The organism is Streptomyces sp. NPDC007991, from assembly GCF_042958445.1.
Lineage (GTDB): Bacteria > Actinomycetota > Actinomycetes > Streptomycetales > Streptomycetaceae > Streptomyces.
In genome coordinates this window covers 108171-133331 of sequence record NZ_JBIBJD010000015.1, presented here as the reverse complement: position 1 = coordinate 133331, position 25161 = coordinate 108171, and the positions used below count along the sequence as shown (strand labels likewise).

Sequence of the window (25161 nt, the reverse complement as noted above, 5' to 3'; positions counted from 1 at the left end):
CCCACGACCAGCGGAGTGCGCATGACGACGGACAGCCCGATGACGGACGAGGCGGTGCGGGAGACCGGGGTGGAGGTGAAGCCGGTCGCCGGGCACATCGGCGCCGAGATCAGCGGCGTGGACCTGGCCGCGGATCTGGACGACACCGTGATCGCCGCGATCAGGGCGACGGTGCTGCGCTGGAAGGTGGTGTTCTTCCGGGGGCAACGGCTGGACCACGCAGGTCATGTGGCGTTCGCGCGGCGGTTCGGTGAGACGGTCGCGCTGCCGCGGCGCGGCAAGGCCTCACCCGCGTACTTCCCCGAGATCGAGACGACCGCCGACCGGCTGGAGCTGGGCGGGCGGTTCGGCATGGAGCACGACGAGTGGCTGCGGCGCCGCCGCCACACCCTGCTGCGCGGCTGGCACTGCGACCACGGCGCCCGCGTCGACCCGCCCGCCGCGACCATCCTGCGCGCCGAGGCCGTGCCGCCCTACGGCGGCGACACCACCTGGTCGAACCTCGCTGCGGCGTACGCCGGGCTCTCCGCGCCGCTGCGGCAGTTCGTCGACGGGCTGCGGGCCGAGCACCGGCTCGGCGTCGGCTACCAGCCCCGGCCGGGCGACGACGCCTACGTCCGCCACCTGCTGGACCGCCAGGTCGCCTCGCTGCACCCCCTGGTGCGCGTCCACCCGGAGACGGGCGAGCGGATCCTCTACGTCAACGGCTACTACATCGAGCAGATCGCCGGCCTCTCCCGGCCGGAGAGCGCCGCGATCCTTCAGATGCTGCTGGATCAGGCGGTCCGGCCCGAGTACACGGTCCGGTTCCGCTGGGAGCCGGGCAGCGTGGCGTTCTGGGACAACCGCGCCACGATGCACCTGGCTCCCGGCGACACCGCACACCTCGACCACCCGCGGATCATGCACCGGGTGATGCTCGCCGGGGACGTGCCCGTCGGAGTGGACGGCAGGACGTCGGAGCCGATCACGGGGACCGCACCCGGCCGCTGGTGACGCGAAAGCGATGCACGCAGGCCCGGGTCGTGATCGTATGGCTCGTCTGCGGTCACCCAGGAGGCGAAGCTCCCGGCGTCCAGTGTCTGCGCGATCATCTGCCCGGCCAGGGCGGGCCGGCGGTGCCGCGTGGCATCGGAAACTCATCGGTCATATCCGTCTGCGTCTGCTCAGCAAGGCCAGCGCCACCAACAGAACGCACCCTGCGGCCTCGACGGCGAGCGTCGGCTTGACCAGGTTCGCGTCGAGAGCCTCCCGAAATCCGAAGAGACCGGAGGTGAGGCTGACGATCAGGGCCACCAGTGAGCCGGCCGCGAAGAGCGTTCCCAGCGTCGCGAGGACGGGCAGGAGGCGGGTGGGTGTGATCAGCAGCGACAACGCGAGCAGCCCGGCCCCGATCGCGTTGAACAGGAACAGCATGCCGATCGTGTCCAGATACCGGTAGCCGTCGTACCAGAGGTGGAGGTGGATCGCGCCCATGGCCACGGCCGTCCCCGCCGCGGCCAGCCGGAGGGCGATGAGCGCGGCGGCGCGCTCAGTAGCCATTGCCGTTGGTCGTGTGGGTGTCGCTGCCCGTTGAGGCGGTTCCGCCCACGGTGAGCTCGGTCTTCATGCCCAGCTCCTTGTGGCCGTCGACAGGGCAGTAGACCTCGTACTTGCCGTCCTTCAGCGAGACGGTGAGATGCGACGACTCTCCCGGTGCCAGCGTCCGCGTCTTCTGTTCCGTCCCGGGCCCCTCGATCTCCATGGCGTGGTCGTGATGGCCGTCGTTCTTGACGGCGAAGGTATGGGTACCCGCCTGCACCGTCCTCTCGGACAGCTCCATCTTGAAGTCGACCAGCTTCACGTCCACCTGGGTGGTTGCCGACTTGCCACTCTGTTCCGGGGCTGACGATGTCGAGCCACCACCGCTGCCGTTTCCGCCTCCGCACGCCACGAGGATGCCCGCCAGTGCTCCAGCGGCCAGCCCGGGCCCGACGGTCCTGCGCACGAGCGTCATGAGCGTCGTCGCCATGTCTCGGCCCTCCATGAGAAATCGTTCCTGACCAGGGGTACGGACGGACCGCGCCAGGGGATTTCCGGCAAGCGGGTATCAGCGGGAGAATGGGGCCGTGGTCCCGCGTGGAACCGGGGGAATCCGTTCGGCGAGGTTCGCCGTATCCACTGGTATGCGGAGATCGGGCCCACCACTCGGACAGCTCTCGGACGAGGCGCTGCTGGCGGGAATGGCGACCGGCGCCCCGGAGATCGCCCTGGCGTTCGTCCGCCGGTTCCAGCGCATGGTCTTCGGTATCGCCATCGCTGTCGTCGACGACCCCCAGCTCGCCGAGGACATCGCCCAGCAGACCTTCGAAAGGGCTTGGCGTCATGCGCAGGTCTACGACTCCCGGCGCGGATCGGTGAAGACCTGGCTGGGGACCATCACGCACAACCTGGCGATCGACGCCGTCCGCGCGCGCAACGCGACCCCGGTCTCCCCCGAGGACCTCGACGCTCTGCTCGGCATCATGACCAGGACGCCCGAACAGTGGGCACTGGCCGACGATGCGGCATCCCGCATACGGGCCGCGGTGGCGGGCCTGCCGCGCCAGCAGGCGCGTGCCGTGGTCATGGCCGGGATCTACGGGATGACCGCACGGCAGATCTCCGAGCTCGAAGGGATCCCCCTGGGCACGGCGAAGACACGGATCAGGACGGCGATGGGGAAACTGCGGAAGGTTCTGGGACCCGAGCGAGCCGATCATGACTGACAGGCACTGCGAGTGGCTGAGGGCCGTCGCCGACGAGCTGGCGCTGGGTATCCTCCCCGGTCAGGAGCGCGCCGAGGCCATCGCCCACCTGGACCGCTGCCCTACCTGCCGGGAGCACGTCGAGCAGCTGACCCACGTCGGTGACGGACTGCTCTCCCTCCTCCCGGGCAGCGAGCCACCCGCCGGCTTCGAGACACGGGTGACGGACGGGCTGGGCCTGAACCGGCCGCCACGACGGCGGCGACCACGGGCCGGCGTGGCGGTCGCGGCCGCCGCCGCGATCGCCCTCGGGTTCGGCTTCGGTGGCTGGGCCGTCGGCACGGCCATCGAGGGAGCTTCAGCTCCCTCCTCATCGAGTTCGCAGCCCCCCGGCTCGGAGCACGGCCTGCTCGCAGCGTCTCTGGAGGCCCCCGACCACCGTCCCGTGGGCCGGATCTTCACCTATACCGGATCTCCGGGCTGGGTCTACATGTCGGTCCACCTCGGCCGGGACGGGTCCGGATCCGACTTCCCGACCCGAGACCAGTCCAAGGCCGCAGGCCCGCGCGACGTGTACCCGGAGGCCGGAAAGGTCAGCTGCCGACTGGACCGTACGGACGGCACGTCGGTACGCATCGGGGAGTTCTCCCTGGACGACGCCGGCCAGGGTTACTGGGGAGCCCCCACGCATGTCGACCCGGACACGGTGTCCGGCGCCCGGCTGCTGGCGGCGGACGGCTCCGTCCTGGCCACGGCCCACTTCGACGCACGGCAGCACCAGTGACCGCGCATCACCCTCATGCCCCTCCGTTCATCGAGGGCGGCTCCGGCGCCTTGCGAGCGCAGACCACCCGTGCTCACCACGCCGCGCGAGATCACGAAGTCACACTGGGGTACCCGCTCGCCAGCCCAGAGCCGGGCCGATCCTCGTCGCCATGTCGGTGAGGATCTGGACGTAGTCCTCGTGCTCGAAGGTGAACGGGAGGGCGAACGCGACCTCGTCCACCTCGCGGAACGCCGCGTGCGCGTGCAGCCGCTCGGCGATCTCCTGCGAGGTGCCCACCAGGTCCGGCGCGAACAGCAGCCGCGCCGGGCCCTGCGGGGTGGCCGTACGAGGGGCGCGCTCGGCGGCGTACTTCTCGTAACGGGCGCGCTGCTCGGGCGAGGCGGAGTCGGTGGGAATGACGACGAGGCCCTGTGAGACGCGGGCGGCCTCGCCGTCGGGGTGCGCGGCGCGGAACGCCCGGATGTGGGAGAGCTGGATGTCCGCGAAGTCGTGGGGCCCGTCGGGGTCTTCGGCCTTCACGACGCTGCTGGTGAGCAGGTTCATGCCGTGCTGGCCCGCCCACCGGGCCGACCGCAGGCTGCCGCCGCCGTACCACAGGCGGCGGCCCAGCCCGGGGGAGTGCGGCTGCACCCGGTCGGAGAAGGTCTCGAACCCCTCCGTCCCGCTGAAGTCCGTCACCGGCTCACCCCGCACGGCGTCCAGCAGCCGCTCCACCCGCCCGTAGCCGAAGTCCTCGGCGTCGGCCGTGTCCGGGTAGAGCGCGCCCTTGACCTGATCGAAGTGCATCGGCGGGCCCACGCTGACGCCCGGGTTGAGCCGGCCCCCGGACAGCAGGTCGACGGTGGCCAGGTCCTCGGCGAGGCGCAGCGGGTTCTCCCAGCCCAGCGGGATGACCGCCGTGCCCAGTTCGATGCGGCGGGTGCGCTGCGAGGCTGCGGACAGGACGGCGACGGGGGAGGAGATGCCGTACTGCAGATGGCGGTGGCGCACCCACGCGCTGTCGAAGCCGAGCCGCTCGCCCAGTTCGATGATCTCCAGCGTCGACTCGTGGCCGCGCCGTGGATCCGCCTCGTCGAACAGCCCGATGGTCAGGAAACCCAGCTTGCGCAGCGGTCGTGGGGTCGGTGGCACGAGCCCTCCATAATTGAACCTTCAAGGGTCTACCGTGCCAACCCCGCAGCGGCCCGTGCTGTTCCCGCCGCACCGGTTCGCGCGGGTCAGCGCAGCGGGATCGTCACCTCGTCCTCGACCGGCGGGGCGAGTTCCTGGGCGCGGTTGCCGGTCGCCGCGAAGCAGCGCAGCCGCACCGACTCCGGGGAGACGTCCAGGCGCAGGAAGCACTTGAAGAACGGCGGGCTGTACGTCGCCGACCCCGGAGAGAACAGCGACGTGTAGATCTTGCGCACCGGCAGCCGGAACCGCCTGGCCCGGTCGGGCCGGCGGCCGGTGCCCAGCAGCCCGGCGACCAGCCGGACACGCCGGGTGACACGGGTGGCCGCGCCTGGGACACGGGCCGGCAAGATGCCCAGGCGCTCGGCGACCACAGCCGTCGCCTCCGCCTCGGTGAGCGTGAAGAAGCGGGGCATCCGCAGCCGGCGGCCGTAGAGCCGGCTGTAGAAGGCGAGGGAGTCGCCGCGCAGCGGATAGCAGCGGAAGTCCGGCTCGGTCACGTTCGCGACGCTGACGCGGGGGATGGTGTGGGTGGCGTGCATGAACGCCCCGCCGCCGCCCGCGACCACGTACTGGATCGTGCGTCCGTCGTCCAGCCGCACCGGGTAGCGCTGGTAGTTGTGGATGTCGCCGCCTATCGCCGCCACGTAGTGGTGCTCCGGGGCGCGGACGATGTCGTCGACGGTGCCGCCCCCTTCGATGGCACACGGCTCGCGCCTGCCGTCCACGTACAGGGGTGATCCGGTGACCAGGATCTTGGGGCGGGGCCCCCGGGAGACCTCGCGCAGCCAGGCGCCCTGCTCGGCGTCGAGGGTGCCCAGCAGGCCCGTGTCGATGCCGATGATCCGCACCGGTCCGGCGTCGATCGCCCAGTACGGGCCCGGCTGGACGGCCTGCTGGGCGGGTGCCGAGCGCAACGTGCGGGCCTCGGCGAGGCGGTGACCGTCGTCCGGTCGCGGCCGGTGCCACAGCAGGGACCGCAGCCAGGCCCGGGTCAACGGACGCGGCCGGGGCTCGGGCGGCAGCGGTGCGGCGTCGTCGCAGAAGACGCGCATGAAGCCGCCGAGGTCCTCGTACCAGTCGTGGTTGCCGGGTATCGCGTAGATCGGCGCCTGGTAGTCCTGGTACGGGCGGAAGAACTTGGTGCCGTAGTCGTCCGCGCTGCCCACCGGGTAGATCACGTCACTGGCCAGCACGGCGAAGCTGGTGTCCTGACCGGTCTTCAGAAGGCCCGGCACGACGGCGTACTGGGGGTCGTCGCCCTCGCCGGTGTCGCCGATGACCAGGAACGAGAAGCGGTCCGGGTCGTCGCGCCGGATCACCTTGTCGGCCGGTGCGCCGGCGGCCGCGCACCGTGCCACCCATCGACTGCGGGTGCGGCCGGTCGGATCCCCGAACCAGGACGCCAGCACGCCGTTGCGGGCGGCCCACAGCATTCTCGGGTCCAGCCAGGAGATCTTCTCGACCCGCTGGGGCATCAACTGCCGGTACGCGCCGCGTTCGCCGGTGCCCCAGCCGGCGCCTTCGGCCGTATGACGTGAGGAGTCAGACACCGCTGCACCGTAACAATGATCTACGAGCCGTCCGCAGGTGGGTCGTTCACCGGCCGCGGGCGTGCGAGTCCGTGCCGTGCCACGGCCCGCGCGGCGCGGGAACGGCATCGCCGGAACGGGCCGGGCGCGGGGCGGGACCGCGCACTCAGTCTCCCGGACAGGCCATCAGATACGCCGCCACCGGGGGCACCGCACCGTAGCGGAACGGTCAGAATGTGCGCTTCAGCAGGTCGAGCAGAGCCGCCCAGTGCCGCTCGTCGGCCTCCTTGTGGTACGACGCGGTGTCGGACTGCGTGAAACCGTGGGGCGCGCCCGGGTACACCTCGCACCGGTGGCGGACGCCCGCCGCGGTCAGGGCCTCCTCCAGGCGCTCGATCTGTTCCCGGGGCAGCGAGGGGTCCTGGTCGGCGTGGCCGAAGTACAGCTCGGCCGTGATGGTGCCGGCCACCAGATGCGGGCTGTCCGGCGTGTCCGTCGCCAGCCGCCCGCCGTGGAAGCCGGCCGCCGCCGCGACCCGGTCCGGGTAGGTCCCGGCCGTGAGCAGCGACAGCCGCGCACCCATGCAGTAACCCGTCAGCGCGACCGGACCGTCGGCCACCGCGGGCGACTCGGCCAGCAGGCGCAGATAGGCACCGGCGTCCCGCATCGCCAGCTCGGGCGTCAGGGCCCGCATGACCGGCGTGATGCGCTCGAATATCTCCGGCCGCGCCCCCGGGTCGATGAACTCGGGCAGCTCGAACAGCGGGGCGCGGCCGTGCCGGTAGAACACGTTGGGCACCAGCACCGCGTAGCCCTCACCGGCCAGCCGGTCGGCCATCGACCGCAGTCGGGGACGCAGTCCGAAGGCGTCCATGTAGAGCAGGACCCCCGGGTGGGCGGCCCCGTCGGCGGGATGTGCCAGATACGCGTCGGCGGTGCCGTCCTCGGTGGGGATGTCGACGGCGGTTCCCTGTACGGCGGTCATGACTGCGCTGCCTCTCTGCGGGTGTCGGCCAGGAACCCGTCCGCGTGACCGGGCGGATCACGGGCATCGTGACACGCCGCTTCCGGGGGCGTTTCGCCCGCCCCCCGGCACACGGCACGGCCGTGAACGGTCCTTGGCGTGATCTTTACTCGAACCGCGACGTGTCGCCCGCGCCGTGCCGCACGATCTCGGCCTCCCCGCCGGAGAAGTCGATCACCGTCGTCGGCTCGGTGCCGCAGTCACCGGAGTCGACCACCGCGTCCAGCACGTGGTCGAGCAGGTCCTTGATCTCCCAGCCCTGCGTCATCGGCTCCTCCTCGCCGGGCAGCAGCAGGGTGCTGGACAGCAGGGGCTCACCGAGCTCGGCGAGCAGGGCCTGGGTGACGACATGGTCGGGGATCCGCACGCCGACCGTCTTCTTCTTGGGGTGCTGCAGCATGCGCGGCACCTCCTTCGTCGCGGGCAGGATGAACGTGTAGCTGCCGGGCGTCGACGCCTTGATCGCGCGGAACACGTCGTTGTCGATCCGCACGAACTGGCCGAGCTGCGCGAAGTCCTGGCACACGAGAGTGAAGTGGTGCCGGTCGTCCAGCTTGCGGATCGTACGGATCCGCTCGATGCCGTCACGGCTGCCCAGGCGGCAGCCCAGTGCGTAACAGGAGTCCGTGGGGTAGGCGACAAGGGCGTCCGCACGGATGCTGTCGGCGATCTGGCCGATGGTGCGGGGCTGGGGGTTGTCGGGGTGCACGTCGTAGTACTTCGCCATCCGCCGAGCTTATGCCGCCCGCGGGGCGCGGTGACGCAGGGCGGGGTGCCGGCCTGCGGGCGGGCGCGGGGCGGGTCCGCCCGGGATGAGAGCGCGGGACGCGTGGGGTAACGTCCCCGACCGGTGCGCCTGAGGCGGCGCGGGCAACGAGGGGAAGGCCGAGGTGGCTGGCCGAGAGGACGGGAACCGGCGGCAGCGGACACCGGCCGGGCCGGGCCCGGCGTGGGCGGAGGAACTGCTCGACCACCTGCGTCCGGCGGGGCGCGACGTGCGCCGGGTCGTGGGCTGGCTCGCCGGCGCCGTGGACGGGTCCGTGGCCCTTCAGGACGCCGCAGGGAACCTCATAGCCGGAACCCGGCTCCCGCTGGACGAGGGTCTCGTCACGGACATCACCGCCGGCCGGATCGCCTCCGCCGCCTGGGAGAGCCGCGAGCGCCACCAGCGCCTGGTCAGGGTGGAACACCCGTCCCACACCTGCGTCCTGGCCGTCTCCCGCGAGACCCCCTTCGACCGCCGGGCCGCCGACGTCGTCACCCACACCGCCCAGGTGATCGAGCTCCTGCTGACCGCGCGCGAGTCGACCGCGGCCGGGCACCGGCTCCGGCGGGCCACCGCCGACCTGCGCCTGGCCATCCTGCAACTGCTGATGGTGGAGGACACCGTCGCCGCCCGCCGCGTCGCCGCCGGGCTCTGGCCCGGACTGCTCGACGCCGAGACGGCGTGCGTGTACGTCGTCGAGTCCGACGCCGGCGTACGCGACCGCATCGCCGAGGAGTGCCTGGACAGCACCGGGGAGGACGCCCTGGTCGTGCGCTGCCCCGCCATGGACGGCCACGTGATCGTCGTCAGCCCCCGCGACACCACCGGCGAGACCCTGCGGTCCCTGGTCGGCCGGCACCCGGACATCTACCTCGGCGGCAGCGTCCGGCAGAGCCTCGCCCGGACCGCCACCGCCTACGGACAGGCCGTCAGCGCCCTCGCCGTCGCCCGCTTCCGGCCCGACAAGACGGCGGTCTACGCCGAACGCACCCATCCCGAACGCCTCATGGACCCGGGGGCGCTGCGCGGCTGGACGGCCCGGGTGCTGCGCCCGCTCGACACCTTGCCGCACCACACCCGCGCCGAACTCCTCGCCACCACCCGTCTCGGCCTGGAGTTCACCGCCGTCAGCGCGGCCAAGGTCCTCGGCGTCAGCCGCAACACCGTCCGTGCCCGCATGGAACGCGTGGAGACCCTGCTCGGCACCGACTTCGCCGACCTCACGGCCCGGGCCGTCGTCCACCTGGCGCTCAACACCCGGATCGGCCTGCCCGACGCCCCGTTCCCCGACGGCACGCGGAACTCCCCGCTCCGCCTCTCCGACCTGCTGTCCGGGCCCGCCGTACGCACCTGGGCCCGGGACCTGCTCGGCCGGCTGGACGCGGACGCCAGGAACCCGCGCCGGACGCTGCGCACCTGGATCACCGCCGGCGGCAACGCCGAACGGGCCGCGCAGACCCTGGGCATGCACCCGCAGACGGTGCGCGAGCACGTCCGCAGCGCCGAACCCGTCCTGGAACGCCGGCTGATCGCCGCGGGCACCGACCTGTACGAGGTCGTGCTGGCCCACTTGGCCGTCGGTGACCTCGACCTGCCGGCCCTCCGCCGCCACGACTGACTGGCTCGCCTGCCCGGCAACCGGTTGGCCAGATCCCGGTGGGACGAAACCGGGCCATCCGGACTCAGCTGTGCACCGGTGAGCCCTGTTGAGCGCGCAACGGGCATCGACGCGATTCACAAGCCCTCGGCCAGGGACGTAAGTTCAACCCACCGCGGGGGCTCGACCGGAACGGGGGACCGGTCGCGCTCCCGCGTGCTGCCCCGCGAGGCCGCTCCCTCCTGTCGCCTCAGCCGCGCAGCCGCACGGGTATCTCCCGCCAGCCGAAGGCGATGAACGACGGCACCTGCCGCAGGCCCTCGTCACCGGCGGCCAGACTCAGGCCGGGGAACCGGTCGAACAGCGCGGGCAGCGCGGTCAGCGCCTCCAGACGGGCCAGCGGCGCCCCGATACAGCGGTGCACCCCGATCCCGAACGCCAGATGGTCGTCGGCGGCGCGCGTGGCGTCGAAGACGTCGGCGTCCGGCCCGTAGTGCTCCGGGTCGAGCCCGGCGGCGGCGTAGGTCGTGATGATGGCGTCACCCGCCGGGACCGTCACATCGCCGACGGTGAGATCGGCGACGGCGAACCGGAGCGGCAGCGACGCGATCGAGGGGTGCGCGCGCAGCGTCTCGTCGACGACGGCGTCCCAGCCGATCTCCCCGGACCGGACGGCCGCCAGCTGCTCGGGGCGGCGCAGCAGGGCCACCACCGCGTTGCCGATCAGATTGACCGTGGTCTCGAACCCGGCCCCGATGACCAGCAGCAGCGTGTACAGCAGCTCCTCGTCGCTGAGCCGGCCGCCGTCCTCGTCCCGGACCCGGATCAGCTCGGTGGTCATGTCGTCACCGGGATGCGCGGCCTTGTGCGCGATCAGCGCGGGCAGCACCGTGCCGATCTGCCGCTGGACGGACGCCGCGTGCTCCGGGCTCGGGTCGGTGGTGTCCATGATGGCCGCGATCATTCGGCTGGTGTCCTCGCGTAACGCCTCGGGAACACCGAACAGTTCGCAGATGATCCGCATCGGCAGGGGCTGGGCGAGCCCCTCCTTGACGTCCACGACCTCGCCGCCGGCCGCGTCGAGCGCGTCCAGCAGCTCCGCGGTGACGGCCTCCACCCGGGGCCGCATCGCCTCGGTGCGCCGGTGCGTGAAGCTCGGCGCCACCAGCTTGCGCAGTCGCGTGTGGTCCGCGCCGTAGGTGGTGAACATGTTGACCACGCCCACCCAGCTCAAGATCCAGCCCCAGGACGGATGCTCGCCGATCTCGGGCCACAGCCGCCAGTGCAGCCGCGGGTCCTTGCTGACCCGCGGGTCGAGGACGAGTTCCTTCAGCGTGTCGTAACGCGTGGGCGCCCAGGCGGGGATCCCGCCGGGCAGCTCCACCGGCACGATCGGGCCGAGGGCGCGCAGCCGGGCGCACTCGGCGACGATGTCGGCGCCGAACGGGTCGAGAGCGATGCGGTCGGTCACGGTCACGGTCGTCCTCCTGGCTGATCGGGGGAGCGGGGGGTGAAACGGACGGGCAGCGCCGTCAGCGAGCGGTGGAACGGGCCGGGCCGCCAGGTGAGGCGCTCGCGCGGCAGGACGGGTTCCAGGTCGGGCAGCCACTGCGTGAGCCGTTCGATCGCCTCGGTGGCGATGAGCAGCGTGTGCTGCTTGACCGGGCAGGCGTGCGGGCCCGCCGACCAGGACAGGTGGGAGGCGTCACCCGGGTGCCGTTCCGCGCCGCGCTCCTCCTCGGTGGCCTGCGCCAGCGCCCCGTACGAGATCACCACCGGCACCGCGGCCCTGATCCACACGCCGTGGAAGGTGACCGGCGTGCGGGCGTAGTGGATGCCGTAGTTGGCGAGCGGCGTCTCGTGGTGCAGCACCTCCAGCACCGCGTCCGTCACCGGGAGGGCTCCGCTGGTGAGCGTCGAGTAGTAGGCCGGGTTGCCGAGGATCCTGGACAGCGCGTTGGACACCAGGTTGGCCGTCGGCTCGTGTCCCGCGCCGAGCGTGAGGAACACCTGCCAGGTGACCTCCTCGGGCGTCAGCCCCGCCGGATGGTCCAGCAGCCAGCTCGGCAGGTCGTCGCCGCGCTGCTCGGCCTTGGCGGCGATCAGCTCCAGCACGTACCCGGCGTACTCCGCCTCGCCCTGCGCCGACTGCGCGCCGCCCTCGATCAGCTTGCCCAGCGCGGCGTCGAGCCGGTCGCTCGCGCTGTCCGGCAGGCCGAACAGGCTGTTGAACACCAGCGCCATCAGCGGCCGGGTGAACTCGCCGACCAGGTCGGCCTCGCCCCGCGGCCCGATCCGGCTCACCAGCAGATGCACCGCCCGGTGCACGCGGTCCCGCAGGTCGTGCGGCTCCACCAGGTCGAAGGCGTCGATCAGCGTGGTGCGGTAGCGGAGGTGGGCGGCACCGTCGGCGAACAGGGTGTTGGGCCGCCAGCGCATCATCCCGAGCACGGGGGAGTCGTCGGGGACGGTCGCCTGCCACGGCCGGGGATCGTGCGAGAAGTTCTGCGTGTCGTGCAGCAGGTCCAGCGCCGCCCGCCGGTCCGTGACGACGTACGCCGGCACACCGGGCGCGAGTTCCGCCCAGCCCACCGGGCCCTGGGCGCGCAGGGCGGCGTAGTACGGGAGGGGGTCGCGGGCGAAGCCGTCCTCCCACAGGCGGACGGGCACCGCGCGGGAGAAGGCCTGCTCGGCAGGGGACGGGTGGGTCACCGGTACTCCGAGGGTCGGTGGTCGATCAGGTGCTGGACCAGGGCGAGCAGGGCGTCGATCGAGGAGTTCGCCTCCCGCGCGTCGCAGGTCACCATCGGGGTCGTCGGTTCCAGGTCCAGGGCGGCGCGCAACTGCTCGTGCGTGTGGTGCCGGGGCGCGTCCGGGAAGGTGTTGAAGGCGACCGCGTACGGCAGCCCGGTCTCCTCCACCAGCCCGAGCACGTCGAACGAGGCGTCGATCCGGCGGGCGTCGACCAGCACGAGCGCGCCGAGCGCACCGTGGGCGATGTCGTCCCACAGCGACCGGAACCGCTCCTGGCCGGGCGTGCCGAACAGATACAGCACGATCCCGCCCGGCAGGCTGATCCGGCCGAAGTCGATGGCGACCGTCGTGGTCGACTTGTCCCGGACCCCGGCGAGATCGTCGACCTGCGCGGACGCCTCGGTGAGCTGCTCCTCGGTGTGCAGCGGGCGGATCTCCGAGACCGAGCCGATCAGGGTGGTCTTGCCCACCCCGAAAGGCCCCGTGACCAGGATCTTCACCAGGTCGCGGGCGGTGTCCGGGAGATGGATGCCGGCGCCGCCGGAGGCGGCGTCAACGGTGCTTGAGGTCGCGGAGGCCATCGGCCACTCTCTTCAGCAGGTCGGGGTCGAAGCGCCGGGCGGGCGGGATCGGCGCGCGGGCCAGCACCAGGTCACGGTCGATGAGGCCGGCGGCCAGCACCAGCACGGCGGAGACGGGCAGCCGCAGCAGGGCCGCGGCCTCCACCACCGTCAGCGACCCGTACCCCAGCTCCTCCAGCAGGGCCGACTGCGCGGCGGGCAGATCGGCGGGAGCCGGCTCGCCGCTGCCGGTGAGGACCGACAGCCGCTCCAGATGGGCACGGCTGGGCCGGGCCACGCCGCCGGTCGACAGATACGCGGGAACCAGGGGACGGCCGCCTCGGCGGCCGGTCATGCCGGCGTGTCGCCGTCGGCACCTCGGGGCCCGGCGGCCATCGCCTTCTCACCCAGCCGCGCGACCTGCGAGTGCACCCGGTGCGCGAGCAGGTCCAGGCGCACCTCGGGGTCGCCGTACGCGGCGACACAGGTGCCGTGGTCCGTCGGCACGATGAGCACATAGCCGTGGTCCGACTCGATGACGACCTGCCGGATGTCGGCCCGGTCGGTGTCGGCGAACGCCGCCGCCGCGGTGCGGCAGGCGCCCTGCACGGTGCTGGTGATGGCGGCGACCCGCTCGGCCGACGGCTGCGACAGCGCGTCGGTGTAGCCGGTCACGAGCCCGTCCCGGGTGAGCAGGACGGCGGCCACGACGTGCGGCACCTCCAGAACCGGTTCGAGCACCCAGGCCGTGTCCCCCGTTGCGCGGCTGGTCATCGAGCCGTTCCCCCTTCGTGGTCGTTCCGGTCTGTGTCGCCGTGCCCGTCGGCCGTGGTCGCGGCCGGGGCACTCTCAGGTACGGCTGGATGGGCGCCGGTGTTCGGCCGGGCCGCGAAACGTGCGGCCGCCGTGCCGGACTGGAGGGCGCCGAGGGCGGTGGCGGACTCCTCGGGACGCCGCGGGCGGCGCTGCGGTGCGGGTGCGGGCGCGGCGGCCGGGCCGCCCTGCGAGGGCGTGGCCCGGCCGCGGCGACGCCGCTGGGGGAGTCCGCCGTTGTCACGGGGGGCGTGGTGGCCGGGGGCCGGTGCGGAGGACTCCTCCTCCTGGTCCGTGCCGTAGCCGTGATCGTCGGGTGCGGTGGGGGTGGACGGCTGCTCGGGCTTCCGGGAGGCGGGGGCCGGTGCCGGATCGGGTTCGCTGGCCGCAGCGGCGGGCGCGGCCACGCCCGGCTCGTCGCTGTGGGACGACGCGCCACCGGAGGACGTGGCGGTACCGCCCGCCGTGTCCCGCTCCGCCCTGCGCGTCGGGCGCGGGGCGCTGGCCGCCGGAGGCAGTTCGTCGGGATCGAGGTGGGTCAGCAGGTGGCTGTCGACCCGCAGCACCGCCCGCACGCCGCCGTACGGGGACGGCGAGGACAGGTCCACGCTCAGATCGAACTGCCGGGTCAGCTGGCCGATGGCGGCGAGTCCCATGCGCGGCGGGTCGCCGAGCTCGGTGAGCAGGATCGGCTCCGAACCGGCCACCATCCGCTGGGCGCGGGCCCGTTCGTCCTGCGTCATGCCCAGCCCGGCGTCGTCGACGGTGACACAGACACCGTGGTGGACGGCCTCCAGGTTGACCACGACGTCGGTGTCGGGCGCGGAGTGCCGCAGCGCGTTGTCGAGGAGCTCGGCGACGATGATGGCGACCGGTTCGACGGCGTGGGACACCAGGGCGGTCCCGGCCTGGAGATGGTTGTGGATCCGGACGCGCTGGTAGCCCGCGAGCCGGGCCTGACCGCCCGTCACCGCGTCCACGAGGTGGGACTCCTCCCGGGCCAGCCCCACCCAGGCCCCGCACACCACCGCGGCGATCTGCGCGCGCCGCAGCGACTGCTCGTTCTCGTGGTCCAGTTCGAACAGGGTCTGCGCCAACTCGGGGTCGTCATAGCGTTGTTGCAGCCCGCGCAGGGCGTCCTGCAGCCGGTACAGCGCCGCCTGGATCTCCCGCGTGGCCCCGCGCATCCCGGCCTGCGCGGCGGCGTCGATACGGGTGCGCTGCGCGGCGAGTTCGGCGTGCAGGCCCTTCAGTACCTGCTCCAGCGCGAGACCCAGGGGCGAACCGGTGAGCTGCGGACTGAGCGGGCCGGGCACCGCGACGTGCGGATGGGCCGCCTGCCGGGCGGCTGCGGGCAGGCGCCGGGTCGCCAAGTGCTCGACCTCGGACGTGAACGCCCGTGTGGTGCCGTCGAGTTGCGCCCGCAGGGCGGCCGTCTTCGCGCGCTGCGCGGCCAGTTGCCGCCGTGAGCGCAGCAACCCGCCGCCGAGGGCGAACGCGGACAGTGTGCCGACGGCGAGACCGCCGACGACCAGGTCCGGTATGTCGATCATCGCGTCGAGTCCAGGGAGAGTCGGGCAGGGCGGAGTCCGAGGTGCTCTCACGAGCCACCCGCAGCACAGTACACACTGTCATCGACCGGTCTCGCACGGTGGAACGGCACTTCGTTCCGAAACTGACCAGCGTCTGTTCGCTTCTGTGGCAACTGTCGGTATTGCCGTACGGAGGAGGGGAGTTGGTGATCCGTACGGGTCTGGCCGGCGGGCCGGCGACCCGATCGGGGCGTACGTGACCAGATGGTCACGGAACGTGACGCGGCCGGGCTGTGTGCGCGACCGGAGGGCGGGTACCCGTCCGGCGCCTGAAGAGGTCCGCTCCGCACGAAGGAGGTCCGAATGGCCAGCGAGACGGAGACCGGCGGCGTGACCGGGACGCAGGACAAGGACTACAACCTGATCTGGTACGTCGAGGCGTGCCTGAACAACGCCCTGCGTCTGGAGAGCTACATCCAGGACGCGGAGCGCGCCAAGGACACCGAGGTCGCGGACCTGTTCCGCAAGGCCCAGGCGGACAGCCGCAAGGGTGCCGAACTGGGCAAGAACCTCCTGCGCGCACGCCTCGACGGCGGCTGAGGCCCCACCGGGGTCACGCGGCCCGGACATCGCCGGCGGGCGGGGTCCGGGCCCTTTTCGTGCCCGGGCGGCGGAACCGCCCGGACCCGTCGGGCTCAGCCCGCGTAGACCGTGCCCTCCTTCACGACGTACTCGGCCGGCTCGGAACAGCCCAGGGACGGAGTGCGCAGCAGGCTCACCGTCAGCGGCGCGGGCTCGGTGCTCGCGGCCGAGAACGCGCAGACGGCGCCCTGGCCGGTCAGCGGGTACCAGAACCAGCTGTCCGCATCGCCCACGGTCACGCGGTCCGACTCCTGCCAGGTGCCGCCGGACTGCGTGTACACCTGGAGGCACACCGAGGCGGCGTACTCGTCCTGCGTCCGCCGAGGGCGGCCGCCATCAGGACGGTGAGGCCGGCGGTCGTGCCGCGGCGGGTCAGGCTGCGGGCCAGGCTCATGTGTTCCCCCGTTGGAACGAGTCGGGACGGAGTTGTGCCCTTCGGTGATGGAGACACCTGACGCCGACCGGAGTTGTACGGGATCAGAGCCGGAGGATTCCGCTCACCCGCTCGGCGAGCTCGTCCTCCGAGATGGTGACGTCGACCGTGACGGCGGGCAGTCGGAGGCGTGCCGTCTCCTCGCGGAGCCGTTCGGTGAAGAGGTGGTCCCGCACGGCGATGTTGCGGTTCGCCCGCTCCGGGTCACTGGTCCGCCCCGTGAAACCTCCGCCCGGCGTGGCCCGGCTCGTGAACGCCGCCTGCCGGAACTCCGGCGTGGGCAGGAGCCAGACGGCGTGCCCCGGCCCGGGGAGCAGGGGCCGCACCAGGTGCGGCAGCAGCCGGAAGCCCTCGACGACGACACAGGTGTCCGCCGGCATGCGCAGCAGATCCTCGACGATCAGCCCGAAGCCCTCGCCGCGGAACCAGTGGAACGTCTCGAGCATGGTCCGAGGAGACCGGTTCACCCAGCGCTCGTCCATGTCCATGGCCATGAACTCGTGCAGCAGCGGCGCCTCGTCGGGCGTGGTCCGGCGAGCGTGGTCCCCCATCACGTCGTCCGTCGCGTAGAGACGCCAGCCGTGCCGAGCGGCGAGCCGGCGGGCGATCGTGGACTTGCCCGCGCCGCTCCCACCGCCGATCCAGTAGACGTGCCGCATGCTTCCGCTCTCCCGTGATCGCGTTCTGATTGTCAGTGGTGGATGCCACGATGCCGACAGCTCACCATTCCATCCCCGGGCGAGGAGGAGTTGATCGTGCGCAGGCCGGTCGAGGGGGAGGTTCATGTGCACTACGGCCAGATCTACGTCGAGACCGATCCGGACAGCTTCGGGCCGGGCCTCTCGGAAGCGTTCGCCGGGCAGAGCGCGGGACTGTGCGGGGCCGCGACACCGGGCGCCCTGTGGCTGAGCACCGGCCTGCACACGGGCGGGGTGGGCTTCACGGTCGAGGTGCACGAGCAGGCGCCGCCGCTCGACCCGGCCTGGGAGGACGTGGTGGAGGTGTCCTTCCGTCCGGTGTCGGAGGACTGCGCGCTGGTGGAATGGGGCGGGGGAGACTCCTGGCAGCTCGAGCTGGAGGAGACCGACTACCGGGTGCGGTACTGCGCCCAGGGCATGGACCGGGCGAGCGAGCGGGACACCCGGTTGGACGGCGAGCCCCGGCTCGACTGCTACCTCCTCCAGTTCTGGCCCGCCCCGCCCGAGCCGGACCGTGTCCTGAAACAGACCTCGCGCGTCGCCGCCTACTGGCACCGCTACGCCCGCGAACTGCCGCCGCCGCCCACCCCGGCCGAACGCGCCGAAGCCGAACGCCAGGCCCGCCTGGCCCAGGAGACGGCGGAACGGGAACGCCTCCTCGCCTTCGAACGGTGGCAATGGGGCGGACAGTTGCCGAGCCGGTCCCTGCGCGACATCGGCGGCAATGTCCGCGGCCTGCTCGCATTCGATCCCGCCCTGGTCCACGCCATCGACGCCGCGGGCCCCGTCATCCAGCGCGCGGTGGCCCTGTTCGCGGCCCGCCGGGCGTGTGAAGCGGCCGGTCTCACCGCCCTCGACTGGGTCGCGGGCGCGCTCACGGCCCTGACCGAACGCCGTCCGCTGCCGCCGCCGTTCGACGACGACGCCCGCATGTGGGAGACCCTGGCCACCGACCCTCGGGTCCCGGACAGGACCGTGGGCCGGGCCGTCCCGCCCGAGCGGCCTCCCTTCCGGCCGCCCGCATCCCCGGGCACGCCCGTGCCGCAACCCCTGGACGCGGCACAGGCCGCACAGGCCGTGGTGGGCCCGGCGGCCGCCGTGGCGAACCGGCTGATCTCCGGCTCCGGTGCGGGTGCTGAGGTGACGCCGCGGTCGTCCGGCTCCGGTCCGGAGACAGCGCGGGCGACGGGCTCCGGCCCATGTGCCGAGGTGACGTCGCAGGTCTCGGACTCTCGTGCGTGGGTCGAGGTGACAGCGCCGGCGTTCGGCTCCGGCCCGTGTGCCGAGGTGACGTCGCGGGTCTCGGACTCCGGTGCGGGTGCTGAGGTGACGGGGCCGGCGTCCGGTTCCGGTGCGTGGGTCGAGGTGACAGCGCAGGCCTCCGGCTCCGGACCGTACGCCGTAGCGGCACCGCAGGCCTCCGGCTCCGGGCCGTACGAGTCAGCGGTATCGCAGGAGTCCGGCTCCGGGCCGTACGAGTCAGCGGTATCGCAGGAGTCCGGCTCCGGACCGTACGCCATGGCGGTCACCTTCGGTCCGCCGGACCCGTCCCTGCGGATGTCGCAGCCGCACATGGCCCTGCCCGCGGTGACCGGCGCCGCCGAACCCGACCCGCTCCGGGCGGCCCTCGACGCGGTGTTCGCGGCCGTCGCCGCGTACGGCGAGAACCATCCGGCCCTCCTCGCGGAGGTCTGGTCCGTCGTGCGCGGGACGGCATGCGTGAGCGGGCCCTGACCACGCCCATCCCCAAGGGGCAAGGCCCTGCATGCTGCCCGGAGCCGACCGGCGCCGCTTCCGCGGCACGTGACTGACCCCGGCCCGCCGGGTACCCGGGCGTTCCGCCACGACCGGCCGGGCGGCCGCTCGCGGCGCCGACCCGGTCGGCCGCCGGCCATGAGCCGAAGGAGCCCACGCATATGACGGACGTATCCGGTACCGGTCCCGCTCCGGGCGACGACCGCGAGGTCCTCACCAACCGCCAGGGCCATCCGGTCCACGACAACCAGAACCAGCGCACCATCGGCGCCCGGGGCCCCGCCACGCTGGAGAACTACCAGTTCCTCGAGAAGATCAGCCACTTCGACCGGGAACGCATCCCCGAGCGCGTCGTGCACGCCCGCGGCGTCACCGCCTACGGCCACTTCGAGGCCTACGGCACCTGGGGCGACGAGCCGATCAGCCGCTACACCCGGGCCAAACTCTTCAAGGAACGCGGCAAACGCACGGACGTGGCCGTCCGCTTCTCCACCGTCATCGGCGGCCGCGACTCCTCCGAGGCCGCCCGCGACCCGCGTGGCTTCGCGGTGAAGTTCTACACGGAGGACGGCAACTGGGACCTGGTCGGCAACAACCTCGGCGTCTTCTTCATCCGTGACGCCATCAAGTTCCCGGACGTCATCCACGCCCTCAAGCCGGACCCGGTCACCTTCGAGCAGCAGCCCCGCCGCATCTTCGACTTCATGTCACAGACGCCCGAGGCGATGCACATGCTGGTCAACCTGTTCAGCCCGCGCGGCATCCCCGCGGACTACCGCCATATGCAGGGCTTCGGCGTCAACACGTACAAGTGGGTCAGCGCCGACGGCGACACCAAGCTGGTCAAGTACCACTGGATGCCCAAGCAGGGCGTGCGCAGCATGACCGAGGAGGACGCGGCGGCCGTCCAGGCCGACTCCCTCGGCCACGCCACCAAGGACCTCTACGAGGCCGTCGCGCGCGGCGACCACCCGGAGTGGGAGCTGCTCGTCCAGATGATGGACGACCACGACCATCCCGAGCTGGACTTCGACCCGCTGGACGACACCAAGACCTGGCCCGAGCAGGACTTCCCGCCGAAGCCGGTCGGCCGGATGGTGCTCGACCGGATGCCGCGGGACTTCTTCGCCGAGAACGAGCAGATCTCCTTCGGCACCGGCGTCCTCGTCGACGGCCTGGACTTCTCCGACGACAAGATGCTCGTCGGCCGGACCTTCTCCTACAGCGACACCCAGCGCTACCGGGTCGGCCCGAACTACCTGCAACTGCCCGTCAACCAGGCCAAAAACGCGGACGTGCGCACCAACCAGCGCGACGGCCAGATGGCGTACCACGTGGACGGCGGCGGCGAGAACCCGCAGGTCAACTACGAGCCGTCCATCACCGGCGGCCTGCGCGAGGCCCGCTACCCGACCCACGACGAGCAGGGACCCGTGATCGAGGGGCGGCTCACCCGCAAGCGCATCCCCCGCACCAACGACTACCTGCAGGCCGGGCAGCGCTACCTGCTGCTGGAGGACTGGGAGCGGGACGACCTGGTGAAGAACTTCATCGGTCAATTGTCCCAGTGCGACCGGGCCGTGCAGGAGCGCATGGTCTGGCACTTCCTGCTGGTCGAGAACGACCTCGGTCTGCGGGTCGGCGAGGGGCTGGACATCGGCCCCGAGGACGTCGCCGGTCTGGAGCCGCTGGCGAGCCAGGACCTCACGGACGAGGACCGCGAACGCCTGGCCAACCTGGGCAAGAACCAGCCGCGCGACGTCGAGGGCCTCACCATGACCCATTGCGTGCCGGACGAACGGCACGTCGTCACCCGCTGACCGCTCACTCCGCCAGGGTGCTACGGGCCACCGCGAGGGCCTGTTCGGCGTAGCTCCGGCCGAACAGCACGGCGTGCACCAGCAGCGGGAACAACTGGTGCACGCCGACGCGGTCCGCCCAGCCGGCGGCGAGCGGCGCCGCCTCCTGGTAGCCGTCCAGCACCTGCTCCAGGTGCGGGCAGCCGAACAGACGCAGCATCGCCAGATCGGTCTCGCGGTGTCCGCCGTGCGCGGCCGGGTCGATCAGCCGGACGTCCCCGTCGGCCGCCCACAGCACATTGCCGTTCCACAGGTCCCCGTGCAGGCGCGAGGGCGGCTCGGCGGGCCCCGCCAGCTCCGGCAGCCGCTCGCACAGCCGCTCCACGTCGGCCGCCTCGCCGGGGCGGACCGTGCCCTGGTCGACCGCGCGCCGCAGATACGGCAGCACGCGATGCCGGGCGTACCAGCGCGGCCAGTCGGTGCCGGGCTCGTTGCGCATCGGGGCGAGCCCGATGTACGCGTCCGCCGGCCCGCCCGGAGGCGGTGCGCCGAACGCGGGCGCCCCGGCGGCGTGCAGGGCGGCCAGGTCACGGCCGAAGCGGGCCGCCGCCTGACGGCTCGGCCTGCCCTGCGTGACCCGGTCGACGACCAGCCAGTTCCCGTCGTGGCCGTGCACGGCCGGTACCCGCACCGTGCCGGCCCCGGCCAGCCAGCGCAGCCCGGCCGCCTCGGCCCGCGCGGCACCCGGATCGTCGGCACGCTTGGCGATCACCACTCGCCCGTCGTCGAGTGTGACCTCGGCGAGGGCCTCGGACAGGGGGCGTTCGCCGGTGACCGCCCGCCCGGTGAGCCGGGCCACGACATCCGCAGGGGCGGTCATACGTGCTCCTCTCTCAGGTCCGAGCTTGATCGAACACCCAGAGTACGACCGCGCCTCAGTGACCCGGCACTCAGCCGTCGGACCCGCAGTCGACGTCCAGCAACTGGATCGGCCGCGTCGCGTCGAGGTCGACGTACGCCGTGAAGTCGGCCTTGTCGGACCCGCCGTTCCAGTACGTGCTCACCGTCGCCCAGCCGACCCGCGCCGACTGGGCCGTGGTCACGGCACCGATGTCGATGGACACCGGGATGTTCTGCGCGCACAGCAGGACGTCGAACTCCGGGTTGGCCGCGACCTTCTCCTTCAGCTGCGGCGAGATCCCGTACGTGCGGGCGAAGTCCCCGGGCCCCTGCTCCCCGTAGAAGTCCTCCAGGAACGTGTGGATCTCCTGGGCGGTGTACCGGTCGTTGTCGTCGGCGGTCGACGCGGCAGCGGCCGGAACCGCCGCCGCGCCGATTCCCAGGGCGGCGATACAACCGACTGCGAACATGTGCCGGCGGGTCGGCCGGGCAGCGTTGCGGAACATGGTGGATACCCCCGTTGGTCTCTTCTCCTTCGCTCCCCGCGCCGCGGCGGACCGTTCGCGCGGGAAGCCGATCGCAGGTGTAGACCTCTCATGCCCGGCCGCCGTTGTGGCCCGCTCGGCGGCCGTTTCGATTCCGGGACATTCGCCAGCCCCCGGTCACGCGGGACGGTGAAATCGCGCCGCCCGCCGACAGAACCGGCCACCGCCGGGGGACCAGTCGGGGTATGACAAGCACACCGTTCCAGAGCACCATCGCCTTGCCGGCCCCCGTGTGCGAACAGGCCGCACAGTATCTGGAGCAGGCCGCGCACCGGTCCATCGACGGGGCCGCGGTCCCCTTGAAGGCGTTCCGCGCGGCCGCCGACACCGACTTCGTCCTTCCCGTGACGGTCGTCGAGCAGGCGGCGGCCTGTCTGCTGGTCCTGGCCACCGAGACCGCCCAGACCGTACGGCCCTCCGCCCTGCGCGCCACCATCAGCGTCGCGCTGCGGCTGCGGGACGCCGTGGAACTGTCGCATCAGCCGGCTCTCAGCAGCAGGTTCTGGTAAATCGGGCGGACGGCGGGACCTGCGCGTCAGGTGTTGAGGTAGACGCCCAGCAGACGCTGCGGGGCGTTCGATGTGGCCGAGGCCACATCCTGGACGAGGCCCCGGTCACGTCCGGGTGCGCGGAGCGGCGGCTACCGTCTACGGGCAGATCCCCCCGCTTCCCCACCCCTTTCGGACGGCCCGGCAGTGCAAGCAGATCTCTCCCCTGTGATAGCGGCGACCGCCCAGTGGCTGACCCGCGCCTTCCCCGCCTCCGGCGGCGCGCTCGCCTCCGCGCTGTGCGAGGTGCAGGCCCGGCAGGCCGTGACGGTCGCGGCCTGGCTCAGGTACCCGACGGAGATGGACGCCGCCCTGGTCGGCATGGCGGGTCCTGGCGGCTCCGCGCGGCTGGACTGGCTCACCGGCGCCGACGCGTCCCTGGGAGACGACGTGGACGCGCACGCCTGGCGCACCTGGGTGGACGAGGTCGTGGCGAGCTGGGCAGCCTGCCTGCTCACCGACCCGGAGCTGGCCGCCCTGGCGGTGGCCGCGCTCGCCGACGGCAGCCACAGCACCGGCACCCCGGCCGAGTTCCGCCGGCTCGTCGCCCCCGACGACAGCGACCAGCGTGCCGCCGCCCTCCTGCGCCACCCCGACCTGCTCGCCCCCGTGGCCGACCTCCACCACGCCCAACTCCTCGCCCGCCTGCACCCGGGCCGCACACTGATCGCCTGACACGGGAGCCTTGCCCCTGCGGGGGCCGCGCCGCCGACGCAGGGAGGCCTCGGTCCACCGGCCTTCGACAGTGTCTGCCTGCCGGTCGGTGTCGACGTCGCGTCGCCGGTCTGCGGTGGTGTCCGTCTGCCGGTCCCAGGCGATGTCCCGCCGGTCGTGTGGTCGCCGCGTCTGCCGGGCAAGGCGGCGCCGGCCTCCCGGCCGCGGTGCGGTTGGCTCGCCCGGCCTTCGGCGGCCGCGCCTACGGTCCGGCGGCACCTGCCGGCCCGCGACGACGGCGTTGGCCGCCGGTCCGCCGTGGTCGCCCTCTGCGAACTCAGGCCTCCTGACGCCCGGCGGTCCCGGTCTGCCGGTCCGCCTCGCGTTGCCCCGCCGGTTTGGGGGGCCGGGTCTGTGGGCCGAGGCGGCGACGGCTTCCGGGTGCGCGACGGCGTCCGCATACGGGTCCGCGACGGCGCCGGTCACCAGGTCCGTGGCGGTGTCGGTCACCAGGTTCGTGGCGGTGTCGGCCGGGCCGGTTCGTGGCGGTGTCGGCCGGAGGGTCCGTGGCGGTGTCGGCCGGCCGGTCCACGGCGGTGCTGGCCTACCGATCCGTATCCGCATTGGCCAGCCGACCCCCGACGGTGCTGGTCCGTGCGCCTGCGGTGGCCCCGGCCCCTCGGCCGACGTGGTCCTGGGCCGCCGACCTGAGGACTGCCCTCACGGCCTCCCGTCGCCCGCTGGACGAGCACCCCCGCTCTCAACGCTCCACCCCTTCCCCGACCTGCGCGAACAGTCGGTGACGTCAAGCCCTCACCCTCCGTGACTCACCGGTTTGCCGTACGCGATCGTGCCGTGGTTCCGCCGGCGGCGGACGCTGAGCGTGGGCTCGACGGCCTTCGACCACCTTGAGGCCGGGCCGTGACGCCGCTGACGGAGGAGAGACCGAGATGACCACCGCCCTCTCGCGGAGCTGGGAACACGCCGTCGTCACGGGCGGTGCCGGATTCGTCGGCTCCCACCTGTGCGCCGCCCTGCTGGACGCGGGCGCGGCCGTCACCTGCGTGGACGACTTCTGCACCGGCCGGCCCGAGAACATATCCCCGCTGCTCGAACGGCCCGGCTTCACACTCGTGCAGGCCGACGTCACCGAGGGCCTGCGGATCAAGCGGACGCCCGACCTGGTCCTGCACCTCGCCTCCCCGGCGTCCCCCGCCGACTACCTGCGCCTGCCGCTGCACACCATGGAGACGGGCAGCATCGGCACCCGCAACGCCCTGGAGCTCGCGCACCGCTCCCGCGCCCGTTTCGTCCTCGCCTCCACCTCCGAGGTCTACGGCGACCCGCAGCAGAACCCCCAGGACGAGCGCTACTGGGGCAACGTCAACCCGGTCGGCCCGCGCAGCGTCTACGACGAGGCCAAACGCTTCGGCGAGGCGCTGACCACCGCCCATGCCGGCACCCACGGCACCGACACCTGCATCGTGCGGCTGTTCAACACCTACGGCCCGCGGATGCGCGGCCACGACGGACGCGCGGTGCCGACCTTCGTACGGCAGGCCCTGGACGGCGAGCCGCTCACCGTGACCGGAGACGGCCGTCAGACCCGGTCGCTGTGCTACGTCGACGACACCGTGCACGGCGTCCTCGCGGCGGCCGCCCACGGCATGCGCGGTCCCGTCAACATCGGCAACCCGGCCGAGATCACCATGCTCGGCCTGGCCCGGCTGGTCGTCGAACTCGCCGGCGCCCCGTCGGAGATCCGCTTCATCGAACGCCCGGTGGACGACCCGGCCGTGCGCTGCCCGGACATCACGCTGGCCCGCGACAAGCTCGGCTGGGAGCCGCAGGTGCGCGCCGAGGAAGGGCTGCGGCGCACCATCGCCTGGTTCCGCGAGGACGGAACGGACGACTGACCCGGGTCCC

At 72.6% G+C, this 25161-nt stretch carries 26 protein-coding genes; 10 read left to right on the top strand and 16 right to left on the bottom strand.

What is annotated here, in order from left to right; all coding sequences use genetic code 11:
• Nucleotides 1-21: 21 nt before the first annotated feature.
• Nucleotides 22-996 (top strand): TauD/TfdA family dioxygenase, encoded by a 975-nt coding sequence (locus ACFZDA_RS35440; protein ID WP_391089583.1) that lies wholly within the window; start codon nt 22-24, stop codon nt 994-996.
• 150 nt (nt 997-1146) lie between these two features.
• Here ACFZDA_RS35440 and ACFZDA_RS35435 read toward each other — a convergent pair whose 3' ends face one another.
• Both ACFZDA_RS35435 and ACFZDA_RS35430 read right to left on the bottom strand, forming a co-directional pair.
• The gene (locus tag ACFZDA_RS35435; RefSeq protein ID WP_391089581.1) at nt 1147-1542 is read right to left on the bottom strand and encodes a hypothetical protein; all 396 of its coding nucleotides are present in this window, start codon (nt 1540-1542) and stop codon (nt 1147-1149) included.
• A complete protein-coding gene (locus ACFZDA_RS35430) occupies nt 1532-2011 on the bottom strand; it encodes a cupredoxin domain-containing protein (RefSeq protein WP_391089579.1) in 480 nt (159 codons plus the stop codon). Before ACFZDA_RS35430 ends, ACFZDA_RS35435 begins: the two co-directional genes overlap by 11 nt.
• Before the next feature lie 154 nt (nt 2012-2165).
• Between ACFZDA_RS35430 and ACFZDA_RS35425 the strand changes: the two genes are divergently transcribed.
• Nucleotides 2166-2747, top strand: a complete 582-nt coding sequence (locus ACFZDA_RS35425) for a sigma-70 family RNA polymerase sigma factor (RefSeq protein WP_391089577.1) — start codon at nt 2166-2168, stop codon at nt 2745-2747.
• A complete protein-coding gene (locus tag ACFZDA_RS35420) occupies nt 2740-3510 on the top strand; it encodes a hypothetical protein (RefSeq protein WP_391089575.1) in 771 nt (256 codons plus the stop codon). The genes ACFZDA_RS35425 and ACFZDA_RS35420 overlap by 8 nt, the downstream gene beginning before the upstream one ends.
• A 99-nt stretch (nt 3511-3609) precedes the next feature.
• On the opposite strand, the gene ACFZDA_RS35415 is transcribed toward ACFZDA_RS35420, so the two are convergent.
• The 4 genes from ACFZDA_RS35415 to ACFZDA_RS35400 all read right to left on the bottom strand — a co-directional run bounded on the left by ACFZDA_RS35415 (nt 3610) and on the right by ACFZDA_RS35400 (nt 7966).
• Nucleotides 3610-4644 carry an LLM class flavin-dependent oxidoreductase gene (locus tag ACFZDA_RS35415; protein ID WP_391089573.1) on the bottom strand — a complete coding sequence of 345 codons (1035 nt, stop codon included), beginning with the start codon at nt 4642-4644 and terminating at the stop codon, nt 3610-3612.
• An 86-nt stretch (nt 4645-4730) separates the two neighbouring features.
• Nucleotides 4731-6236, bottom strand: a complete 1506-nt coding sequence (locus ACFZDA_RS35410) for a metallophosphoesterase (RefSeq protein ID WP_391089571.1) — start codon at nt 6234-6236, stop codon at nt 4731-4733.
• Between the two features lie 208 nt (nt 6237-6444).
• Nucleotides 6445-7200 (bottom strand): dienelactone hydrolase family protein, encoded by a 756-nt coding sequence (locus ACFZDA_RS35405; RefSeq protein ID WP_391089569.1) that lies wholly within the window; start codon nt 7198-7200, stop codon nt 6445-6447.
• 145 nt (nt 7201-7345) lie between these two features.
• Complete coding sequence (locus ACFZDA_RS35400) at nt 7346-7966, bottom strand: L-threonylcarbamoyladenylate synthase (RefSeq protein ID WP_391089567.1); 621 nt, start codon at nt 7964-7966, stop codon at nt 7346-7348.
• A gap of 163 nt (nt 7967-8129) precedes the next feature.
• Between ACFZDA_RS35400 and ACFZDA_RS35395 the strand changes: the two genes are divergently transcribed.
• A complete protein-coding gene (locus ACFZDA_RS35395; RefSeq protein WP_391089565.1) occupies nt 8130-9623 on the top strand; it encodes a helix-turn-helix domain-containing protein in 1494 nt (497 codons plus the stop codon).
• Between the two features lie 229 nt (nt 9624-9852).
• Here the strand turns inward: ACFZDA_RS35395 and ACFZDA_RS35390 are convergent, their stop codons facing one another.
• The 6 genes from ACFZDA_RS35390 to ACFZDA_RS35365 are packed head-to-tail and all read right to left on the bottom strand — an operon-like array spanning nt 9853 to nt 15282.
• A complete protein-coding gene (locus tag ACFZDA_RS35390) occupies nt 9853-11079 on the bottom strand; it encodes a cytochrome P450 (RefSeq protein WP_391089563.1) in 1227 nt (408 codons plus the stop codon).
• Nucleotides 11076-12314 carry a cytochrome P450 gene (locus ACFZDA_RS35385; RefSeq protein WP_391089561.1) on the bottom strand — a complete coding sequence of 413 codons (1239 nt, stop codon included), beginning with the start codon at nt 12312-12314 and terminating at the stop codon, nt 11076-11078. The genes ACFZDA_RS35390 and ACFZDA_RS35385 overlap by 4 nt, the downstream gene beginning before the upstream one ends.
• The gene (locus ACFZDA_RS35380) at nt 12311-12937 is read right to left on the bottom strand and encodes an ATP/GTP-binding protein (RefSeq protein WP_391089559.1); all 627 of its coding nucleotides are present in this window, start codon (nt 12935-12937) and stop codon (nt 12311-12313) included. The genes ACFZDA_RS35385 and ACFZDA_RS35380 overlap by 4 nt, the downstream gene beginning before the upstream one ends.
• Nucleotides 12909-13271, bottom strand: coding sequence for a DUF742 domain-containing protein (locus tag ACFZDA_RS35375; protein ID WP_391089558.1), 363 nt, complete (start codon nt 13269-13271; stop codon nt 12909-12911). Before ACFZDA_RS35375 ends, ACFZDA_RS35380 begins: the two co-directional genes overlap by 29 nt.
• Nucleotides 13268-13690 (bottom strand): roadblock/LC7 domain-containing protein, encoded by a 423-nt coding sequence (locus ACFZDA_RS35370; protein WP_037673550.1) that lies wholly within the window; start codon nt 13688-13690, stop codon nt 13268-13270. Before ACFZDA_RS35370 ends, ACFZDA_RS35375 begins: the two co-directional genes overlap by 4 nt.
• Entirely contained in the window at nt 13687-15282 is a 1596-nt protein-coding gene (locus ACFZDA_RS35365) for an ATP-binding protein (RefSeq protein ID WP_391089556.1), read from the bottom strand. The genes ACFZDA_RS35370 and ACFZDA_RS35365 overlap by 4 nt, the downstream gene beginning before the upstream one ends.
• Before the next feature lie 342 nt (nt 15283-15624).
• Between ACFZDA_RS35365 and ACFZDA_RS35360 the strand changes: the two genes are divergently transcribed.
• The gene (locus ACFZDA_RS35360; RefSeq protein ID WP_356044821.1) at nt 15625-15861 is read left to right on the top strand and encodes a hypothetical protein; all 237 of its coding nucleotides are present in this window, start codon (nt 15625-15627) and stop codon (nt 15859-15861) included.
• A gap of 95 nt (nt 15862-15956) precedes the next feature.
• On the opposite strand, the gene ACFZDA_RS35355 is transcribed toward ACFZDA_RS35360, so the two are convergent.
• Nucleotides 15957-16196, bottom strand: a complete 240-nt coding sequence (locus ACFZDA_RS35355) for a hypothetical protein (protein ID WP_391089553.1) — start codon at nt 16194-16196, stop codon at nt 15957-15959.
• Nucleotides 16197-16380: 184 nt separating this feature from the next.
• On the bottom strand, nt 16381-16995 hold the full coding sequence (locus ACFZDA_RS35350; RefSeq protein WP_391089551.1) for a hypothetical protein: 615 nt from the start codon (nt 16993-16995) through the stop codon (nt 16381-16383).
• A 96-nt stretch (nt 16996-17091) separates the two neighbouring features.
• On the opposite strand from ACFZDA_RS35350, the gene ACFZDA_RS35345 reads away from it, so the two are divergent.
• Together ACFZDA_RS35345 and ACFZDA_RS35340 are read left to right on the top strand one after the other, a co-directional pair.
• A complete protein-coding gene (locus ACFZDA_RS35345) occupies nt 17092-18768 on the top strand; it encodes a hypothetical protein (RefSeq protein WP_391089550.1) in 1677 nt (558 codons plus the stop codon).
• A 182-nt stretch (nt 18769-18950) separates the two neighbouring features.
• The gene (locus tag ACFZDA_RS35340) at nt 18951-20609 is read left to right on the top strand and encodes a catalase (RefSeq protein ID WP_391089548.1); all 1659 of its coding nucleotides are present in this window, start codon (nt 18951-18953) and stop codon (nt 20607-20609) included.
• A 4-nt stretch (nt 20610-20613) separates the two neighbouring features.
• On the opposite strand, the gene ACFZDA_RS35335 is transcribed toward ACFZDA_RS35340, so the two are convergent.
• Together ACFZDA_RS35335 and ACFZDA_RS35330 are read right to left on the bottom strand one after the other, a co-directional pair.
• Entirely contained in the window at nt 20614-21468 is an 855-nt protein-coding gene (locus tag ACFZDA_RS35335) for a fructosamine kinase family protein (protein WP_391089547.1), read from the bottom strand.
• 70 nt (nt 21469-21538) lie between these two features.
• On the bottom strand, nt 21539-21994 hold the full coding sequence (locus tag ACFZDA_RS35330) for a hypothetical protein (RefSeq protein WP_391089545.1): 456 nt from the start codon (nt 21992-21994) through the stop codon (nt 21539-21541).
• A gap of 224 nt (nt 21995-22218) precedes the next feature.
• Here ACFZDA_RS35330 and ACFZDA_RS35325 point away from each other — a divergent pair, with 224 nt between their 5' ends.
• From ACFZDA_RS35325 to ACFZDA_RS35315, 3 genes are all read left to right on the top strand, one after another.
• Nucleotides 22219-22542, top strand: a complete 324-nt coding sequence (locus ACFZDA_RS35325; RefSeq protein ID WP_391089543.1) for a hypothetical protein — start codon at nt 22219-22221, stop codon at nt 22540-22542.
• Between the two features lie 186 nt (nt 22543-22728).
• On the top strand, nt 22729-23256 hold the full coding sequence (locus ACFZDA_RS35320) for a hypothetical protein (protein WP_391089542.1): 528 nt from the start codon (nt 22729-22731) through the stop codon (nt 23254-23256).
• Between the two features lie 929 nt (nt 23257-24185).
• A complete protein-coding gene (locus ACFZDA_RS35315) occupies nt 24186-25151 on the top strand; it encodes an NAD-dependent epimerase/dehydratase family protein (RefSeq protein WP_391089540.1) in 966 nt (321 codons plus the stop codon).
• The last annotated feature ends 10 nt before the right edge of the window (nt 25152-25161 follow it).

Excerpts from the sequence above, each read along its gene's own strand:
- ACFZDA_RS35440 (WP_391089583.1), top strand. The coding sequence starts at position 22 with ATGACGACGGACAGCCCGATGACGGACGAGGCGGTGCGGGAGACCGGG.
- ACFZDA_RS35325 (WP_391089543.1), top strand. The coding sequence starts at position 22,219 with ATGACAAGCACACCGTTCCAGAGCACCATCGCCTTGCCGGCCCCCGTG.
- ACFZDA_RS35430 (WP_391089579.1), bottom strand. The coding sequence starts at position 2,011 with ATGGCGACGACGCTCATGACGCTCGTGCGCAGGACCGTCGGGCCCGGG.
- ACFZDA_RS35370 (WP_037673550.1), bottom strand. The coding sequence starts at position 13,690 with ATGACCAGCCGCGCAACGGGGGACACGGCCTGGGTGCTCGAACCGGTT.
- ACFZDA_RS35405 (WP_391089569.1), bottom strand. The coding sequence starts at position 7,200 with ATGACCGCCGTACAGGGAACCGCCGTCGACATCCCCACCGAGGACGGC.
- ACFZDA_RS35350 (WP_391089551.1), bottom strand. The coding sequence starts at position 16,995 with ATGCGGCACGTCTACTGGATCGGCGGTGGGAGCGGCGCGGGCAAGTCC.
- ACFZDA_RS35315 (WP_391089540.1), top strand. The coding sequence starts at position 24,186 with ATGACCACCGCCCTCTCGCGGAGCTGGGAACACGCCGTCGTCACGGGC.
- ACFZDA_RS35420 (WP_391089575.1), top strand. The coding sequence starts at position 2,740 with ATGACTGACAGGCACTGCGAGTGGCTGAGGGCCGTCGCCGACGAGCTG.
- ACFZDA_RS35435 (WP_391089581.1), bottom strand. The coding sequence starts at position 1,542 with ATGGCTACTGAGCGCGCCGCCGCGCTCATCGCCCTCCGGCTGGCCGCG.
- ACFZDA_RS35375 (WP_391089558.1), bottom strand. The coding sequence starts at position 13,271 with ATGACCGGCCGCCGAGGCGGCCGTCCCCTGGTTCCCGCGTATCTGTCG.
- ACFZDA_RS35335 (WP_391089547.1), bottom strand. The coding sequence starts at position 21,468 with ATGACCGCCCCTGCGGATGTCGTGGCCCGGCTCACCGGGCGGGCGGTC.
- ACFZDA_RS35340 (WP_391089548.1), top strand. The coding sequence starts at position 18,951 with ATGACGGACGTATCCGGTACCGGTCCCGCTCCGGGCGACGACCGCGAG.
- ACFZDA_RS35330 (WP_391089545.1), bottom strand. The coding sequence starts at position 21,994 with ATGTTCCGCAACGCTGCCCGGCCGACCCGCCGGCACATGTTCGCAGTC.
- ACFZDA_RS35400 (WP_391089567.1), bottom strand. The coding sequence starts at position 7,966 with ATGGCGAAGTACTACGACGTGCACCCCGACAACCCCCAGCCCCGCACC.
- ACFZDA_RS35380 (WP_391089559.1), bottom strand. The coding sequence starts at position 12,937 with ATGGCCTCCGCGACCTCAAGCACCGTTGACGCCGCCTCCGGCGGCGCC.
- ACFZDA_RS35425 (WP_391089577.1), top strand. The coding sequence starts at position 2,166 with ATGCGGAGATCGGGCCCACCACTCGGACAGCTCTCGGACGAGGCGCTG.
- ACFZDA_RS35365 (WP_391089556.1), bottom strand. The coding sequence starts at position 15,282 with ATGATCGACATACCGGACCTGGTCGTCGGCGGTCTCGCCGTCGGCACA.
- ACFZDA_RS35360 (WP_356044821.1), top strand. The coding sequence starts at position 15,625 with ATGGCCAGCGAGACGGAGACCGGCGGCGTGACCGGGACGCAGGACAAG.